General features: G+C 63.0%; 13 protein-coding genes. 6 read left to right on the forward strand and 7 right to left on the reverse strand.

Features of this window, described 5'->3' with window-relative positions; all coding sequences use genetic code 11:
* The first annotated feature begins 9 nt into the window (after positions 1–9).
* From H045_RS19880 to ppx, 4 genes are all read left to right on the forward strand, one after another.
* Positions 10–678 (forward strand): amino acid ABC transporter permease, encoded by a 669-nt coding sequence (locus H045_RS19880; protein ID WP_003234839.1) that lies wholly within the window; start codon positions 10–12, stop codon positions 676–678.
* A complete protein-coding gene (locus H045_RS19885; RefSeq protein WP_015373265.1) occupies positions 675–1,325 on the forward strand; it encodes an amino acid ABC transporter permease in 651 nt (216 codons plus the stop codon). Before H045_RS19880 ends, H045_RS19885 begins: the two co-directional genes overlap by 4 nt.
* Complete coding sequence (locus H045_RS19890) at positions 1,312–2,049, forward strand: amino acid ABC transporter ATP-binding protein (RefSeq protein WP_003234845.1); 738 nt, start codon at positions 1,312–1,314, stop codon at positions 2,047–2,049. The genes H045_RS19885 and H045_RS19890 overlap by 14 nt, the downstream gene beginning before the upstream one ends.
* A 121-nt stretch (positions 2,050–2,170) precedes the next feature.
* Positions 2,171–3,673 (forward strand): exopolyphosphatase, encoded by a 1,503-nt coding sequence (gene ppx / locus H045_RS19895; protein WP_003234846.1) that lies wholly within the window; start codon positions 2,171–2,173, stop codon positions 3,671–3,673.
* A gap of 66 nt (positions 3,674–3,739) precedes the next feature.
* On the opposite strand, the gene ppk1 is transcribed toward ppx, so the two are convergent.
* Entirely contained in the window at positions 3,740–5,962 is a 2,223-nt protein-coding gene (gene ppk1 / locus H045_RS19900) for a polyphosphate kinase 1 (RefSeq protein ID WP_003234848.1), read from the reverse strand.
* A gap of 18 nt (positions 5,963–5,980) precedes the next feature.
* Positions 5,981–6,994, reverse strand: coding sequence for a porphobilinogen synthase (hemB, locus tag H045_RS19905; RefSeq protein ID WP_015373266.1), 1,014 nt, complete (start codon positions 6,992–6,994; stop codon positions 5,981–5,983).
* 208 nt (positions 6,995–7,202) lie between these two features.
* Here hemB and H045_RS19910 point away from each other — a divergent pair, with 208 nt between their 5' ends.
* The gene (locus tag H045_RS19910) at positions 7,203–7,844 is read left to right on the forward strand and encodes a DedA family protein (protein ID WP_015373267.1); all 642 of its coding nucleotides are present in this window, start codon (positions 7,203–7,205) and stop codon (positions 7,842–7,844) included.
* A gap of 111 nt (positions 7,845–7,955) precedes the next feature.
* The gene (elbB, locus tag H045_RS19915) at positions 7,956–8,621 is read left to right on the forward strand and encodes an isoprenoid biosynthesis glyoxalase ElbB (RefSeq protein ID WP_015373268.1); all 666 of its coding nucleotides are present in this window, start codon (positions 7,956–7,958) and stop codon (positions 8,619–8,621) included.
* Between the two features lie 3 nt (positions 8,622–8,624).
* On the opposite strand, the gene H045_RS19920 is transcribed toward elbB, so the two are convergent.
* The 5 genes from H045_RS19920 to H045_RS19940 form a co-directional block, all read right to left on the reverse strand.
* Entirely contained in the window at positions 8,625–9,080 is a 456-nt protein-coding gene (locus H045_RS19920; protein ID WP_003234855.1) for a YaiI/YqxD family protein, read from the reverse strand.
* A 324-nt stretch (positions 9,081–9,404) separates the two neighbouring features.
* Positions 9,405–11,273, reverse strand: coding sequence for a cytochrome c/FTR1 family iron permease (locus H045_RS19925; protein WP_015373269.1), 1,869 nt, complete (start codon positions 11,271–11,273; stop codon positions 9,405–9,407).
* A gap of 141 nt (positions 11,274–11,414) precedes the next feature.
* Entirely contained in the window at positions 11,415–12,047 is a 633-nt protein-coding gene (locus tag H045_RS19930) for a LysE family transporter (protein WP_003234859.1), read from the reverse strand.
* 73 nt (positions 12,048–12,120) lie between these two features.
* On the reverse strand, positions 12,121–12,684 hold the full coding sequence (locus H045_RS19935; protein ID WP_003234860.1) for a mechanosensitive ion channel family protein: 564 nt from the start codon (positions 12,682–12,684) through the stop codon (positions 12,121–12,123).
* Positions 12,684–14,594 carry an ATP-binding cassette domain-containing protein gene (locus H045_RS19940; protein WP_003234862.1) on the reverse strand — a complete coding sequence of 637 codons (1,911 nt, stop codon included), beginning with the start codon at positions 14,592–14,594 and terminating at the stop codon, positions 12,684–12,686. The genes H045_RS19935 and H045_RS19940 overlap by 1 nt, the downstream gene beginning before the upstream one ends.
* Between the last annotated feature and the right edge of the window lie 49 nt (positions 14,595–14,643).

A 14,643-nucleotide genomic window follows, 5' to 3' on the forward strand; every position in this document is an offset into this window, starting at 1 on the left:
AGCTGAGTTATGGCGTATCAATTTGACTTCGTGCCGGTGCTGGCCAATACCGACCTGCTGTTGCGCGGCGCGCTGTTCACCCTTGAGCTGACGGCCATCGGTGCGATCCTGGGGGTGGCCCTGGGCATCGTCGGGGCGGTGGTGCGCGCGTGGAAGATCCAGCCATTCGCCTGGTGCTTCGGCGTCTATGTCGAGTTGATCCGCAACACGCCGTTTCTGGTGCAGTTGTTCTTCATCTTCTTCGGCTTGCCGTCCCTGGGACTGAAAATCACCGAGTGGCAGGCCGCCGTGCTGGCGATGGTGATCAACCTGGGGGCCTACTCCACCGAGATCATTCGCGCGGGCATCCAGGCCATCCCGCGCGGGCAGCTTGAAGCGGCGGCGGCGCTGGCGATGACGCGCTTCGAAGCGTTCCGTCACGTAGTGCTGTTGCCCGCGCTGGGCAAGGTGTGGCCGGCATTGAGCAGCCAGATCATCATCGTGATGCTCGGTTCGGCGGTGTGTTCGCAGATCGCCACCGAAGAACTCAGCTTCGCCGCCAACTTCATCCAGTCGCGCAATTTCCGTGCGTTTGAAACCTATGCCCTGACCACCCTGGTGTACCTGTGCATGGCACTGATGATTCGTCAGTTGCTCAACTGGATCGGGCGCCGCTTTGTGATGAGGAACGCCCAATGAGTGATTTTTCGTTCTGGGACATCGTGCGCAACCTGCTCACCGGCCTGCAATGGACGCTGTTGCTGTCGCTGGTGGCGTTCATCGGCGGCGGGGCGATCGGCCTGCTGGTGATGACGATGCGCATCAGCCGCAAGGCCTTTGCGCGCAATGTGGCGCGCGGCTACATCGAGCTGTTCCAGGGAACGCCGCTGTTGATGCAGCTATTCCTGGTGTTTTTCGGTGTGGCCCTGCTCGGCGTGGATATCTCGCCCTGGCTCGCCGCAGCCATCGCCTTGACCCTGTTCACCAGTGCCTACCTGGCCGAAATCTGGCGCGGCTGCGTCGATTCCATCGCCCATGGGCAGTGGGAGGCGTCGGCCAGCCTGGCGCTCAACCCGCTTGAACAACTGCGTTACGTGATCCTGCCCCAGGCGCTGCGCATTGCCGTGGCGCCCACCGTGGGTTTCTCGGTGCAGGTGGTCAAAGGCACCGCCGTGACCTCGATCATCGGCTTCACCGAACTGACCAAGACCGGCGGCATGCTCGCCAACGCCACTTTCGAACCCTTCATGGTCTACGGCCTGGTGGCCCTTGGTTACTTCCTGCTCTGCTACCCCTTGTCCCTCAGTGCGCGCTACCTGGAAAGGAGACTGCATGCCTCTGCTTAGAATTTCCGCCCTGCATAAGTATTACGGCGATCACCACGTCCTCAAGGGCATTGACCTGACCGTTGAAGAAGGCCAGGTGGTGGCGATCATCGGCCGCAGTGGCTCGGGCAAATCCACCCTGCTGCGCACCCTCAACGGCCTGGAATCGATCAACGACGGCGTGATCGAAGTCGATGGCGAATACATCGACGCGGCACGCGCCGACCTGCGCAGCCTGCGGCAGAAAGTCGGCATGGTGTTCCAGCAGTTCAACCTGTTTCCGCACCTGACCGTTGGCGAAAACGTGATGCTCGCCCCTCAAGTGGTGCAGAAAGTGCCCAAGGCCAAAGCCGCGCAGCTCGCCAGGCAGATGCTCGAACGCGTCGGCCTCGGCGAGAAATTCGACGCCTTCCCTGATCGCCTGTCCGGCGGCCAGCAGCAGCGCGTCGCCATCGCCCGAGCCCTGGCCATGTCGCCCAAGGTGCTGCTGTGCGATGAAATCACCTCGGCGCTGGACCCGGAACTGGTCAACGAAGTGCTCAGCGTGGTGCGCCAATTGGCCAGGGACGGCATGACGCTGATCATGGTCACTCACGAAATGCGCTTCGCCCGGGAAGTCGGCGACAAGCTGGTGTTCATGCACCAGGGCAAGGTGCATGAAGTGGGCGACCCGAAGATCCTGTTCGCCAACCCGCAGACGCCCGAGCTTGCCAACTTCATAGGTTCAGTGGAGCAACCGGCCTGACCGGGGGCTGGCACACACGTTGCCGCGCGACCCGCGCGCGGCACTTACTCAAGCACAACGCGTTGGCGCCAGCGGTCGATCGTGGCACGATGGCAAGGTTATCGACCGAGATCCCCAAACCATGCCGCAATCCCAAGCCAAGAATCTGTCCCTGATCGCCGCCATAGACCTGGGCTCCAACAGCTTTCACATGGTCGTGGCCAAGGCCCAGAACGGTGAGATCCGCATCCTTGAGCGGCTCGGCGAAAAAGTGCAACTGGCGGCCGGCATCGACGACGCGCGCCAGCTCAACGAAGAATCCATGCAGCGCGGGCTCGATTGCCTCAAGCGCTTTGCCCAACTGATCAATGGCATGCCTCTGGGCGCGGTGCGCATCGTCGGCACCAATGCCCTGCGTGAAGCGCGCAACCGCGGCGAATTCATCCGCCGCGCCGAAGAGATCCTCGGGCACCCGGTGGAAGTCATCTCCGGCCGTGAAGAAGCGCGCCTGATCTACCTCGGCGTGTCCCACACCCTCGCAGACACCCCCGGCAAGCGCCTGGTGGCGGACATCGGCGGCGGCAGCACCGAATTCATCATCGGCCAGCGCTTCGAGCCGCTGCTGCGTGAAAGCCTGCAAATGGGCTGCGTCAGCTTCACCCAGCGTTACTTCAAGGACGGCAAGATCACCCCGGCGCGCTATGCACAGGCCTACACCGCCGCGCGGCTGGAGATCATGAGCATCGAACATGCCCTGCACCGCCTCACCTGGGATGAAGCCATTGGCTCCTCCGGCACTATCCGCGCCATCGGCCTGGCCCTGAAAGCCGGCGGCCATGGCACCGGCGAAGTGAATGCCGAAGGCTTGGCGTGGCTCAAGCGCAAGCTGTTCAAGCTGGGCGATATCGAGAAAATCGACTTCGACGGCATCAAGCCCGACCGCCGCGCCATTTTCCCGGCCGGCCTTGCGATTCTCGAAGCGATCTTCGACGCCCTTGAGCTGCAACGCATGGACCACTGCGACGGCGCGCTGCGTGAAGGCGTGCTCTACGACCTGCTGGGCCGCCATCACCACGAAGACGTGCGCGAGCGCACCCTCACCTCGTTGATGGAGCGTTATCACGTCGACCAGGAACAGGCCGCCCGTGTGGAGCGCAAGGCGCTGCATGCGTTCGACCAGGTGGCCGCCGACTGGGACCTGGAAGACGGCGTCTGGCGTGAACTGTTGGGCTGGGCCGCCAAGGTGCATGAGGTGGGCCTGGACATCGCCCACTACCATTACCACAAGCACGGCGCCTACCTGATCGAGCACTCGGACCTTGCTGGCTTTTCACGGGAAGACCAGCAAATGCTCGCGCTGCTGGTGCGTGGTCATCGCCGTAACATTCCCAAGGACAAGTTCGCCGAGTTCGGTGACGACGGCATCAAGCTGATCCGCCTGTGTGCGCTGCTGCGTTTTGCGATCCTGTTCCACCACATCCGTGGCACCCAGGAAATGCCCCAGGTCAGCCTGCGCGCCAATGGCGACAGCCTGGACGTGGTATTCCCCAAAGGCTGGCTGGACGAGAACCAACTGACCCAGGCGGACTTCGCCCAGGAAGCCGAGTGGCTGACGCGGGTGGGGTTCAGCCTGAACCTGCGCTAAGGCACACCACAAAAAAAATGTGGGAGGGGGCTTGCCCCCTCCCACATTTTTTACACTGCGCCGGGTTTAGTTCACCGTCAGAATCGGGCTACCCAGCTTCTCCAGCAACGTCGCCTGCGCACTGCGCGGGTTCTGGTTGCCGGTTGGCGTGTTGCGCACGTAGCGGCCGTCCGACTGCAGGCTCCAGCTGTGGGTGTTATCGGTGAGATAACTCTCCAACTCCTTCTTGACCCGCATGATCAGCTTCTTGCCCTCTACCGGGAAACAGGTCTCCACGCGCTTGTCGAGGTTGCGCTCCATCCAGTCGGCGCTGGAGAGGAACATCTGTTCTTCGCCGCCGTTGAGGAAGTAGAACACGCGCGTGTGCTCCAGGAAGCGGCCAATGATCGAGCGCACATGGATGTTGTGCGACACCCCGACGATGCCCGGACGCAGGCAGCACATGCCGCGCACCACCAGGTCGATGCGCACGCCGGACTGGCTGGCCTTGTACAGCGCGCGGATGATCTTCGGATCGGTCAGCGAGTTGAACTTGGCAATGATGTGTGCCGGCTTGCCGTCGAGGGCGAACTGGGTCTCCCGGGCAATCATGTCGAGCATGCCCTTCTTGAGCGTGAACGGCGCGTGCAGCAGCTTCTTCATGCGCAGGGTCTTGCCCATGCCGATCAACTGGCTGAACAACTTGCCGACGTCTTCGCACAAGGCGTCGTCGGAGGTCAGCAGGCTGTAGTCGGTATAGAGCTTGGCGTTGCCGGCGTGGTAGTTGCCGGTGCCCAAGTGGGCGTAACGCACGATTTCACCGGCTTCGCGGCGCAGGATCAGCATCATCTTGGCGTGGGTCTTGAAACCGACCACGCCATAGATCACCACCGCGCCGGCCGCTTGCAGGCGGCTGGCAAGCTGCAGGTTGGACTCTTCGTCAAAGCGCGCACGCAGTTCGATCACCGCCGTGACTTCCTTGCCATTGCGCGCGGCATCGACCAGGGCGTCGACGATTTCCGAGTTGGCGCCGGAACGGTACAGGGTCTGGCGCACGGCGAGCACATGCGGGTCCTTGGCCGCCTGGCGCAACAGGTCGACCACCGGCGTGAACGACTCGAACGGGTGCAGCAGCAGGATGTCCTGCTTGCTTACCACGCTGAAAATGTTTTCGCTGTTTTGCAGCAGTTTGGGGATCTGCGGCGTGAACGGCGTATATTGCAGCTCCGGGTGACTGTCCAGGCCAGTGATGCTGAACAGCCGCGTGAGGTTGACCGGGCCATTGACCTGATACAGCTCGGACTCGGCCAGATTGAACTGCTTGAGCAGGTAATCCGACAGGTGTTTGGGGCAGGTGTCGGCCACTTCCAGGCGAACCGCGTCACCGTAGCGGCGCGAAAACAGCTCGCCACGCAGGGCGCGGGCCAGGTCTTCGACGTCTTCGGAGTCCAGTGCCAGGTCGGCGTTACGGGTCAGGCGGAACTGGTAGCAGCCCTTGACCTTCATGCCCTGGAACAGGTCATCGGCGTGCGCATGGATCATCGACGACAGGAATACATAGTTGTCGCCAGCGCCCCCCACCTCTTCCGGTACCTTGATGATGCGTGGCAACAGGCGCGGCGCGGGGATGATAGCCAGGCCCGAGTCGCGGCCGAACGCATCGATGCCTTCGAGCTCGACGATGAAGTTGAGGCTCTTGTTCACCAGCAACGGGAACGGGTGCGTGGGGTCGAGGCCGATGGGGGTGATGATCGGCGAAATCTCGTCGCGGAAATAGCGACGCACCCAGGTCTTGATCTTGGTGGTCCAGTGACGACGACGGATGAAGCGAACCTGATGCTTCTCCAGCTCCGGCAACAGGATGTCGTTGAGGATCGCGTATTGGCGGTCCACATGACCGTGCACCAGCTCGCTGATGCGCGCCAGCGCCTGGTGTGGCTGCAGGCCGTCGGCGCCGGCCTGTTCGCGGGCGAAGGTGATCTGCTTCTTGAGGCCGGCCACGCGGATCTCGAAGAACTCGTCCAGGTTGCTGGAGAAAATCAGCAGGAACTTGAGCCGCTCCAGCAACGGGTAGGACTCATCCAGCGCCTGTTCCAGCACGCGGATGTTGAATTGCAGCTGCGACAGCTCGCGGTGGATGTACAGGCTGCTGTCATCCAGGTTGGTCACCGCGGCCACCGGGGCCGGCGCAGGCGCATCGGCGACCACGGCAGGCGGGGCCGGCTCGAACTCCGGCGGGGTCTCGGCGACTTGTTCAACCACCGGATGAGCGTCTTTTACGGCAACTTCGGTAAGTCCTTCGGTATTCATCGCGTGTTCCTGTGAGGGCTATTGTTGCTCTCGAAGCAATTGGGCTGCGCGGGCGGCAAAATAGGTCAGGATGCCATCGGCCCCGGCACGTTTAAAGGCAGTCAGGGATTCCAGGATGACCCCTTCACTCAACCATCCATTCTGTATTGCCGCCATGTGCATGGCGTATTCGCCGCTGACCTGATAGACAAAGGTCGGCACCTTGAATTCCTGTTTGACCCGGTAAAGGATGTCCAGATACGGCATGCCGGGCTTGACCATCACCATGTCGGCGCCTTCGGCCAGGTCGGCCGCCACTTCGTGCAGGGCCTCATGGCTGTTGGCCGGGTCCATCTGGTAGGAGGCCTTGTCGGCCTTGCCCAGATTCAGCGCCGAGCCCACCGCATCGCGGAACGGGCCGTAATAGGCGCTGGCGTATTTGGCCGAGTAGGCCATGATCCGCACATTGACGTGGCCGGCCAGCTCCAGGGCTTCGCGGATCGCCTGGATGCGACCGTCCATCATGTCCGACGGTGCCACCACCTGGGCGCCTGCGGCAGCGTGGGACAAGGCCTGCTTGACCAGCGCATCGACGGTGATGTCATTCTCTACATAACCGTCCTGGTCAAGAATGCCGTCCTGGCCATGGGTGGTGAACGGGTCAAGTGCCACGTCGGTGATGACACCCAACTGTGGGAAACGCTCGCGCAAGGCGCGGGTGGCGCGCTGCGCAATGCCCTGCGGGTTCCAGGCTTCGGCGGCATCCAGGGATTTGAGTTCAGGCGGCGTCACGGGAAACAGCGCCAGCGCCGGGATCCCCAGTTCAACCCACTGCACCGCTTCTTCAAGCAGCAAGTCAATGCTCAAGCGCTCCACACCCGGCATCGACGCCACGGCCTCCCGGCGGTTTTCACCGTCGAGCACAAATACCGGCAGGATCAGGTCATTCGTCGTCAGCACATGTTCGCGCACCAGGCGGCGAGAAAAATCATCACGACGATTGCGACGCAGACGAGTGGCGGGGAACAGGCGGTTGGCAGGGGTAAAGCTCACGACAGACTCCTGAGCCCGCGTTTCGCGGGCGAGCGTTGCAGTTATAAGCGGCCATTATGACGAAGGAATGACAGTTGTGCTTATCGACGCGACCTGTAGGCACATTCGTCATTCACGTAGGAATTGTTCACTTCGTGACACATCTCGATACTTTCATGAATCTTCGTGAAGGCGTAGGCTGCGCGTTCATTTCGCCAGCACCCAGACCATGCTTCAACAATTTCTGCATGACTTCGGCTACTTTGCCCTCTTCCTCGGCACGTTCTTCGAAGGTGAGACCATTCTGGTACTCGCAGGCTTCCTGGCGTTCCGTGAATACATGGACATCAAACTGGTGGTGGTCGTGGCCTTTTGCGGCAGCTACGCCGGTGACCAGCTTTGGTATTACATGGGCCGCAAGCACGGCCGTAAATTGCTGGCGCGCAAGCCGCGCTGGCAATTGATGGGCGACAAGGCGCTGGAGCACATCCGCAGGCACCCGGATATCTGGGTGCTGAGCTTCCGCTTCGTCTACGGGTTGCGCACGGTGATGCCCGTGGCAATCGGCCTGTCTGGCTACCCGCCGCTGCGCTATCTGATCCTCAACGGCATTGGCGCGGCGATCTGGGCTGCCGCGCTGGGTGCTGCGGCTTACCACTTTGGCGCGGTGCTCGAAGGCATGCTGGGCAGTGTGAAGAAATACGAGCTGTGGGTGCTCGGCGCTCTGCTCCTGCTGGGCGTTGTGCTGTGGCTGCGACGCCGCTTCAAGAACGCGCGCATCGCCCGCGAAGAATGCGCCCAGGCCAAAGCCCGAGAGGCGGCCGAAACCGCGTCGATCGAAGCGCCTGTCGAGCAAACCGAGTCCAAATAATGAACACCCCGCCGCCGTTGCGATCCATCTAGAGAGCGTTCCGTGCGGGGGGTGCCGGTTACCCGTCAATCGTCAATCGTCACCCAACGCCACTAACCAGGAGAAATGCCCATGAGCAAAAAAATTGCAGTGATCCTTTCCGGCTGTGGCGTGTACGACGGCGCAGAGGTCCAGGAAAGCGTGATCACCCTGCTGCGCCTGGATCAGCGCGGCGCTCAGGTCCAATGCTTCGCTCCGGATATTGCGCAGTTGCACGTGATCAATCACCTCACGGGCGAAGAGATGCCCGAGTCGCGCAATGTGCTGGTGGAGTCGGCGCGCATCGCCCGTGGCGAGGTCAAGGATATCGGTAAGGCCAACGCCGCCGACTTCGATGCGCTGATCGTGCCGGGCGGCTTTGGCGCAGCGAAGAACCTGTCGAATTTCGCCGTGGAAGGCGCCGCTTGCAGCGTCAACCCGCAGGTACTGGCACTGGCCGAAGCCTTTGCCGAAGCCGGCAAGCCGGTGGGCCTGATCTGTATCTCGCCAGCCCTCGCCGCGAAAATCTACGGCCCGGGCGTGACCTGCACCATCGGCACGTGCGCCGACACCGCCGCCGCCCTCGAGAAGATGGGCGCCACGCACCAGGAGTGCGCGGTGGAAGATATTGTCGAGGACAACGCGCGCAAGCTGGTGAGCACACCGGCCTACATGCTCGGCAAGAACATCAGTGAAGTGGCCTCGGGCATCAACAAGCTGGTGGATCGCGTGCTGGAACTGACCCACGAGAACGACTGACGGTCAGGACTGGCGCATCAATCGGGTCAGGATACGGTCCAGTGAATTGGCGAACGCCTGCTTGTCCTTATCGCTATGGGGCGCTGGCCCGCCGCCCACCTGACCCTGTTCGCGCAGGTCGGTGAACAGGTTGCGCACCGCCAGCCGTTCGCTCATGTTGGCCGGGCTGAATTCCTTGCCACGCGGGTCAAGGGCCGTGACGCCCTTTTTCACCAGACGATCGGCCAGCGGCACGTCGCTGCAAATCACCAACTCGCCCGGCGCGGCGTGTTCCACCAGGTAGTCGTCCGCCGCATCCGGCCCGCTGGGCACCACGACCAGCTTCACGCAAGCAAAGCCTGGCTTGATCTGACTCTGCCCGGCCACCAAAACCACTTCGAACTGGCGCTTGAGGGCAAACTTCACCACTTGATCCTTGGCCGCCCGAGGGCAGGCGTCGGCATCGATCCATACGCGCATACACCATCTCCAACACAAAATAACGTGCAGGCAGCCACACTCCCGTGGCGAGCGGGCTTGCCCGCGTTGGGGTGCGAAGCGCGCCCAATCCAGCAAAACGTGGTGTACCTGATACGGCTCAGGGCCTGGTTTTGGGGATGCTGCGCAGCCCAACGCGGGGCAAGCCCGCTCGCCACAAAAAGCCTGCTCGCCACAGGGAATCTGCGCTTAACTGAACGGCATTAGGGCAAGCCCACTAGCCACAACAAGTCTACTTGCCACAGAGCTTCCAGTTTGCTGCGCGACAGCGCCAAGCCGAAGACCTGGCGCAGCCTCCCCCATTTTTTACCGGCTGCGGCGGTACAACACCACAATCGCCAGGATAGCCACCGCCTGCGCGCTCAACGAATACGCGTCGGCGTGAATCCCCAACCAGTCGAACTCAAAGAACGCCACCGGCCGTGTGCCGAATACACCGGCTTCCTGCAGCGCCTTGACGCCATGCCCGGCGAACACCACCGACAGCGCGCACAGCAATGCGGCGTTGATGCCGAAAAACAGCGCCAGCGGCAATTTGGCCGAACCGCGCAGGATCACCCAGGCCAGGCCCACCAACAACACCAGTGCCGTGGCACCACCGGCCAGCACCGCGTTGTGCCCGGCCGGGCCCGCCTGCAGCCACAGGGTTTCGTAGAACAGGATCACCTCGAACAGTTCGCGGTATACCGAGAAGAACGCCAGCAGCGCAAAGCCGAACCGTCCGCCGCCGCCCACCAGGCTGCTCTTGATGTAGTCCTGCCAGGCCGCTGCGTGACGGCGGTTGTGCATCCACACGCCGAGCCACAGCACCATCACGCTGGCGAACAGCGCCGTGCAACCTTCCAGCAGTTCGCGCTGGGCACCGCTGACGTCGATCACGTACGCCGCCAATGCCCAGGTGGCGAGGCCGGCCACCAGCGCCAGGCCCCAGCCCACGTTGACACTGCGCACCGCCGATTGCTGACCGGTATTGCGCAGGAATGCGAGGATCGCCGCCAGCACCAGAATCGCTTCCAGGCCTTCGCGCAGCAGAATCAACAGGCCGGAGATATAGCTCAACGACCAGCTCAAGCCGTCACTGCCAAGCAGGCCGGCGGATTCGCCGAGCTTGCCCTTGGCCACGTCCAGGCGCTGCTGCACTTGCTCAACCGGCAGGCCGTCCTGCAACGACTGCCGATAGGCCATCAGGGCTTTCTCGGTGTCCTTGCGCACGTTGGCGTCGACGTTGTCCAGCGAGCTTTCCACCAACTCGAAGCCTTCCAGATAAGCCGCGACGGACAAGTCGTAGGCCTGTTCGTGGTCACCGTTACGAAACGCGGCGATGCTCTTGTCCAGCGTGGTGGCGGTGTACTCAAGCAATTGCGCGGGGCCACGGGCGACCTGTGGCGGCTGCGCACGCTGGGCGCGGAAGGTCGCGGCGGCTGCCAGGCCGCTGGTGGTCAGCACCTCATTGGGCGTCTGGCGGGCCAGGTCGGCGAGGTTGAAGGGCTGCCCGCTCTTGGCGCCGGCCGGGTCGGCGGTGAAGCCCGCGAGGTAGGTGGCCAGGTCCCAACGCTGACGGTCGTCCAACTGATCGGCGAACGACGGCATATCGGTGCCTTCGATACCCAGGCCGAGGGTGTTGTAGATCGCGTAGAGGCTCAGACGGTCGAAACGCGCCGCGTCGCGCAGGTCGCCGGGCGCAGGCTCCATGCCCAGCGCGGCCGGGCCGTCCCCGGCGCCGGTCGCGCCGTGGCACACCGAACAATGCTGAGCGTAGAGCGGTGCGCCGCGCGCCGGGTCCGGCGTAATGGCCGGTGCCTGGCTGACTTCATAGGCCACCGCCAGCCTGGCGCCCAATTGACGGGCCTGGCGCGCGACGGTGGCGCCGTCTGCACGGGCGCTGACAGCGGCCAGCAACTGGTCGACGCCCGTGACCAATTCGGCGCGTTCGGGCTTTTGCGGCAACTGCGCGACCAGACCCTGCAAGGCGCTGATAGACGCCACCTGCGCCTGGTAGGACGTTGAATCCACCCCCTCACCCGACGCTACGGTCGATGGGTAGTCGGCGCTAACGTAGTCCAGCAGATGCAAGGCTTGCGAGGCACCTTCGGCGGTGGCAGCCAGCAGATTCAGGCTGCACGACATCAACCCCGGCAACAGCAGCCAGGCGAGAAAACGGAAGGGGGCGGTCATGAATGAATCTCAGGGAGAAATACGAAGTAACACTATTGTTCAGCTTTAACCGATTGGACTCAAGCTTATTTGGCACCCGCCGCAAACCCATGTGAGAGGGGTTTTGCCCCCTCCCACGGGTTGATCTGTGTTTAGTGCACGTTATGCCGTGGCGCGATGCAGGCTGGCGAGGAAGCCCGCCGCGCCCACGAACAGCCCGGCGAACGTGCGGTTCACACGTTTCTGCTGGGTGGGCGTGCGCAAAAGGCGCAGCACTTTCGCGGCCAGCCCGGTGTAACCGGCCATTACGATCATGTCGACGCTGATCATGGTCGCGCCAATGATCAGATACTGGATGGCCAGAGGCGCATGAGGGTTCACGAACTGCGGCAGCACCGCCAGCATGAACACCAGCGCCTTGGGATTGCTCGCATTGACCAGGAACCCGCGAAACATCATCGCCATCGGCTTGCCGATCTGGCGCGGAGTGGCGTCATCGGTGAGGTCGATGGGCAAGGCGCGCCATTGTTTGATGGCGAGGTAGACGAGATACGCCACGCCAAACCATTTGATCGCATAGAACGCGGTGGACGACGTCGCCAGAATGGCACCCAGGCCCCCAGCCACCACGGCAATCTGCATCGCCAGGCCCAGTTGCAGGCCAATGGCGTTCCAGTAGCCGCGCGCAAAACCGTATTGCAGACCGCTGGACATCGAGGCGATGGCGCCCGCGCCGGGGGAGAGGGAGATGATCCAACTGGCGAGAAAAAACGCCAGCCATGTGTCGAGTGCCATTGCACACCTCAAGGGAGAGTTTGCTGTTGGGCCTTAAGCTAACTCCGCCGAATGAAGGCTGGCTATCAGTTTTTTACAGCGGCGAGATATTGCCGGGCCAGCGCCGCACCGAGCGCTGGAAGAACAGGCTGTTGGGCACTTGCACGATGGCGCTGTTGGTGCCCGCCTCTTCCACTTCGACCAGCGTGGTGTAAAGCAGGTTGATCGCCACCACGCGGCCTTTCACGCCGGGCTTGTCGACGGTGTCCACCAGCTCGACGATGTCACCCAGGCGAAACGGTCCGACGGTAAAGATCAAAATCGCGCACAGCAGGTTGGACAGCACCGACCACATGGCGAAGAACGCCACAGCCGCCACGGCCACGAACCCTGACAACGCCGTCCACAGCACGGTGGCGGACACGCCCAGCCGGCCCAGCACGAAGATCAGCGCGCTGCCCATGATCAGCCAGCGCAGCCCCCCGCGCAGGGGCATCAGCAATTGGGGCGGGAACGGGTAGCGCTCACCCAAGCGAGTCAGGCCTTTGGCGACGAAACGCTGGGCAAAATAGCCAGCCAGCAGGATGAGCAGAATTTGCACACCGATCCAGATCGGCGCCACCCATTGCGCCGGCAGCGGCAGTTGCAGCGCTTCCATCAGGACAGCGCCTCCAGCTCCGCTTGCAGGGATTCCAGCAGTTCGAGGGCTTCCATCCAGGCTTCCTCCAACTGGCCTTCACGCACCTTGAGTCTGGCCTGCTCGGCCAACAGGTCGCGCAACTCATCCTTGCGTGCGGCCTCGTACACGGCACTGTCACCCAGGCTGGCTTCGATGCTGGCCAGACGCTCGTGCACCTTGCCCAATTCGGCTTCCAGCTTGTCGGCTTCGCGCTTGTGCGGCGCCAACTGCTGGCGCAAGGCGGCGGCGGCCTGGCGCTGGGCTTTCTTGTCGGTCTTGTCCGGGTTGACCGGCGTGTTGCTGGCCGGCGCGTTGCGCAGACGGTAATCGGTCAGCCAGCGTGCGTAGTCATCCAGGTCGCCGTCGAACTCCTCGACCTTGCCGTCAGCCACCAGCAGGAAGTTATCGGTGGTGCTCTTGAGCAAGTGGCGGTCGTGAGACACCACCAGAACCGCACCGCTGAATTCCTGCAGCGCCATGGTCAGCGCCAGGCGCATTTCCAGGTCCAGGTGGTTGGTCGGTTCGTCGAGCAGCAGCAGGTTCGGCCGGTCCCAGGCGATCAGGGCCAGGGCCAGGCGGGCCTTTTCGCCACCGGAAAAGTTCAGCACCGGCTCATCGATGCGCGCGCCACGGAAGTCGAAACCGCCGAGGAAATCGCGCAGGACCTGTTCGCGTTCGGTCGGCGCCAGGCGCTGCAGGTGCAGCAACGGGCTGGCCTTGGCATCGAGCGAGTCGAGCTGGTGCTGGGCGAAGTAGCCCACCACGGTGTTTTCGCCGCGGGTGAGGCGGCCAGACAGCGGCGAGAGCTCACCTGACAGGTTCTTGATCAGCGTCGACTTGCCCGCGCCGTTGGGGCCAAGCAAACCGATGCGGGCACCCGGCGTGAGCTGCAGCCGGACCTTCTCCAGAATGGTCTTGTCGCCATAACCCAGGCGTGCATCCGAGAGGTCCAGCAGCGGGCTGGAGATTTTCACCGACTCGCGGAACACGAAGTCGAACGGCGAATCGACGTGGGCCGCCGACAGTTCCTCCATGCGCTCCAGGGCCTTGATCCGGCTCTGGGCCTGGCGCGCCTTGGTGGCCTGGGCCTTGAACCTTGCGATGTAGCTTTCCATGTGCGCACGCTGCGCCTGTTGCTTCTCGAACGCCTGTTGCTGCTGGGCCAGGCGTTCGGCGCGTGCGCGTTCGAACGCGGTGTAGCCGCCACGGTAGAGGGTGATTTTTTTCTGTTCGACGTGGGCGATATTGTCGACCACGGCGTCAAGGAAATCCCGGTCGTGGGAAATCAGCAGCAAGGTGCCCTGGTAGTTCTTGAGGAAGTCTTCCAGCCACAGGATCGCATCGAGGTCCAGGTGGTTGGTCGGCTCATCGAGCAGCAACAGGTCGGAGGGGCACATCAGCGCCTGGGCCAGGTTCAGGCGCATGCGCCAGCCGCCGGAGAAGTCGGCGACCGGGCGGTCCATCTGTTCGTTGGCAAAACCCAGGCCGGCGAGCATTTTGCGCGCGCGGGCGTCGGCGGTGTAGCCATCGGCACTGTCGAGCTCCGAATGCAGGCGGGCCTGGGCGGCACCGTCCTGGGCTTTCTCGGCCTCGGCGAGGTCGTGTTGCACCTGGCGCAGACGCAGGTCGCCATCGAGCACGTAGTCGATCGCAATGCGGTCCAGGGTGTCGATCTCCTGGCGCATATGGGCGATGCGCCAGTCGGCCGGCAGCAGGCAGTCCCCGGAATCCGGGGTCAGCTCACCGAGCAACAGCGCGAACAACGTGGATTTGCCGGCGCCATTGGCACCGATCAGGCCGGCTTTGTGACCGGCGTGCAGGGTTAGCTCGGCGTCTTCAAGAAGACGTTGCGGGCCACGCTGTAATGTTAGGCTTTGAAGTCGGATCATAATGGCGGCGGAGTCTACCAGCTTCGTTGGCCGCTGGCTTGGGTGTGAA

It is taken from the genome of Pseudomonas poae RE*1-1-14 (assembly GCF_000336465.1).
Lineage (GTDB): Bacteria > Pseudomonadota > Gammaproteobacteria > Pseudomonadales > Pseudomonadaceae > Aquipseudomonas > Aquipseudomonas poae.

Bases quoted from the DNA above. Each gene is read 5' to 3' on its own strand.
- H045_RS19920 (WP_003234855.1), bottom strand. From the start codon at position 9,080: ATGCGCGTATGGATCGATGCCGACGCCTGCCCTCGGGCGGCCAAGGAT.
- ppx (WP_003234846.1), top strand. From the start codon at position 2,171: ATGCCGCAATCCCAAGCCAAGAATCTGTCCCTGATCGCCGCCATAGAC.
- H045_RS19890 (WP_003234845.1), top strand. From the start codon at position 1,312: ATGCCTCTGCTTAGAATTTCCGCCCTGCATAAGTATTACGGCGATCAC.
- H045_RS19910 (WP_015373267.1), top strand. From the start codon at position 7,203: ATGCTTCAACAATTTCTGCATGACTTCGGCTACTTTGCCCTCTTCCTC.
- H045_RS19925 (WP_015373269.1), bottom strand. From the start codon at position 11,273: ATGACCGCCCCCTTCCGTTTTCTCGCCTGGCTGCTGTTGCCGGGGTTG.
- elbB (WP_015373268.1), top strand. From the start codon at position 7,956: ATGAGCAAAAAAATTGCAGTGATCCTTTCCGGCTGTGGCGTGTACGAC.
- H045_RS19930 (WP_003234859.1), bottom strand. From the start codon at position 12,047: ATGGCACTCGACACATGGCTGGCGTTTTTTCTCGCCAGTTGGATCATC.
- H045_RS19940 (WP_003234862.1), bottom strand. From the start codon at position 14,594: ATGATCCGACTTCAAAGCCTAACATTACAGCGTGGCCCGCAACGTCTT.
- ppk1 (WP_003234848.1), bottom strand. From the start codon at position 5,962: ATGAATACCGAAGGACTTACCGAAGTTGCCGTAAAAGACGCTCATCCG.
- H045_RS19935 (WP_003234860.1), bottom strand. From the start codon at position 12,684: ATGGAAGCGCTGCAACTGCCGCTGCCGGCGCAATGGGTGGCGCCGATC.
- H045_RS19885 (WP_015373265.1), top strand. From the start codon at position 675: ATGAGTGATTTTTCGTTCTGGGACATCGTGCGCAACCTGCTCACCGGC.
- H045_RS19880 (WP_003234839.1), top strand. From the start codon at position 10: ATGGCGTATCAATTTGACTTCGTGCCGGTGCTGGCCAATACCGACCTG.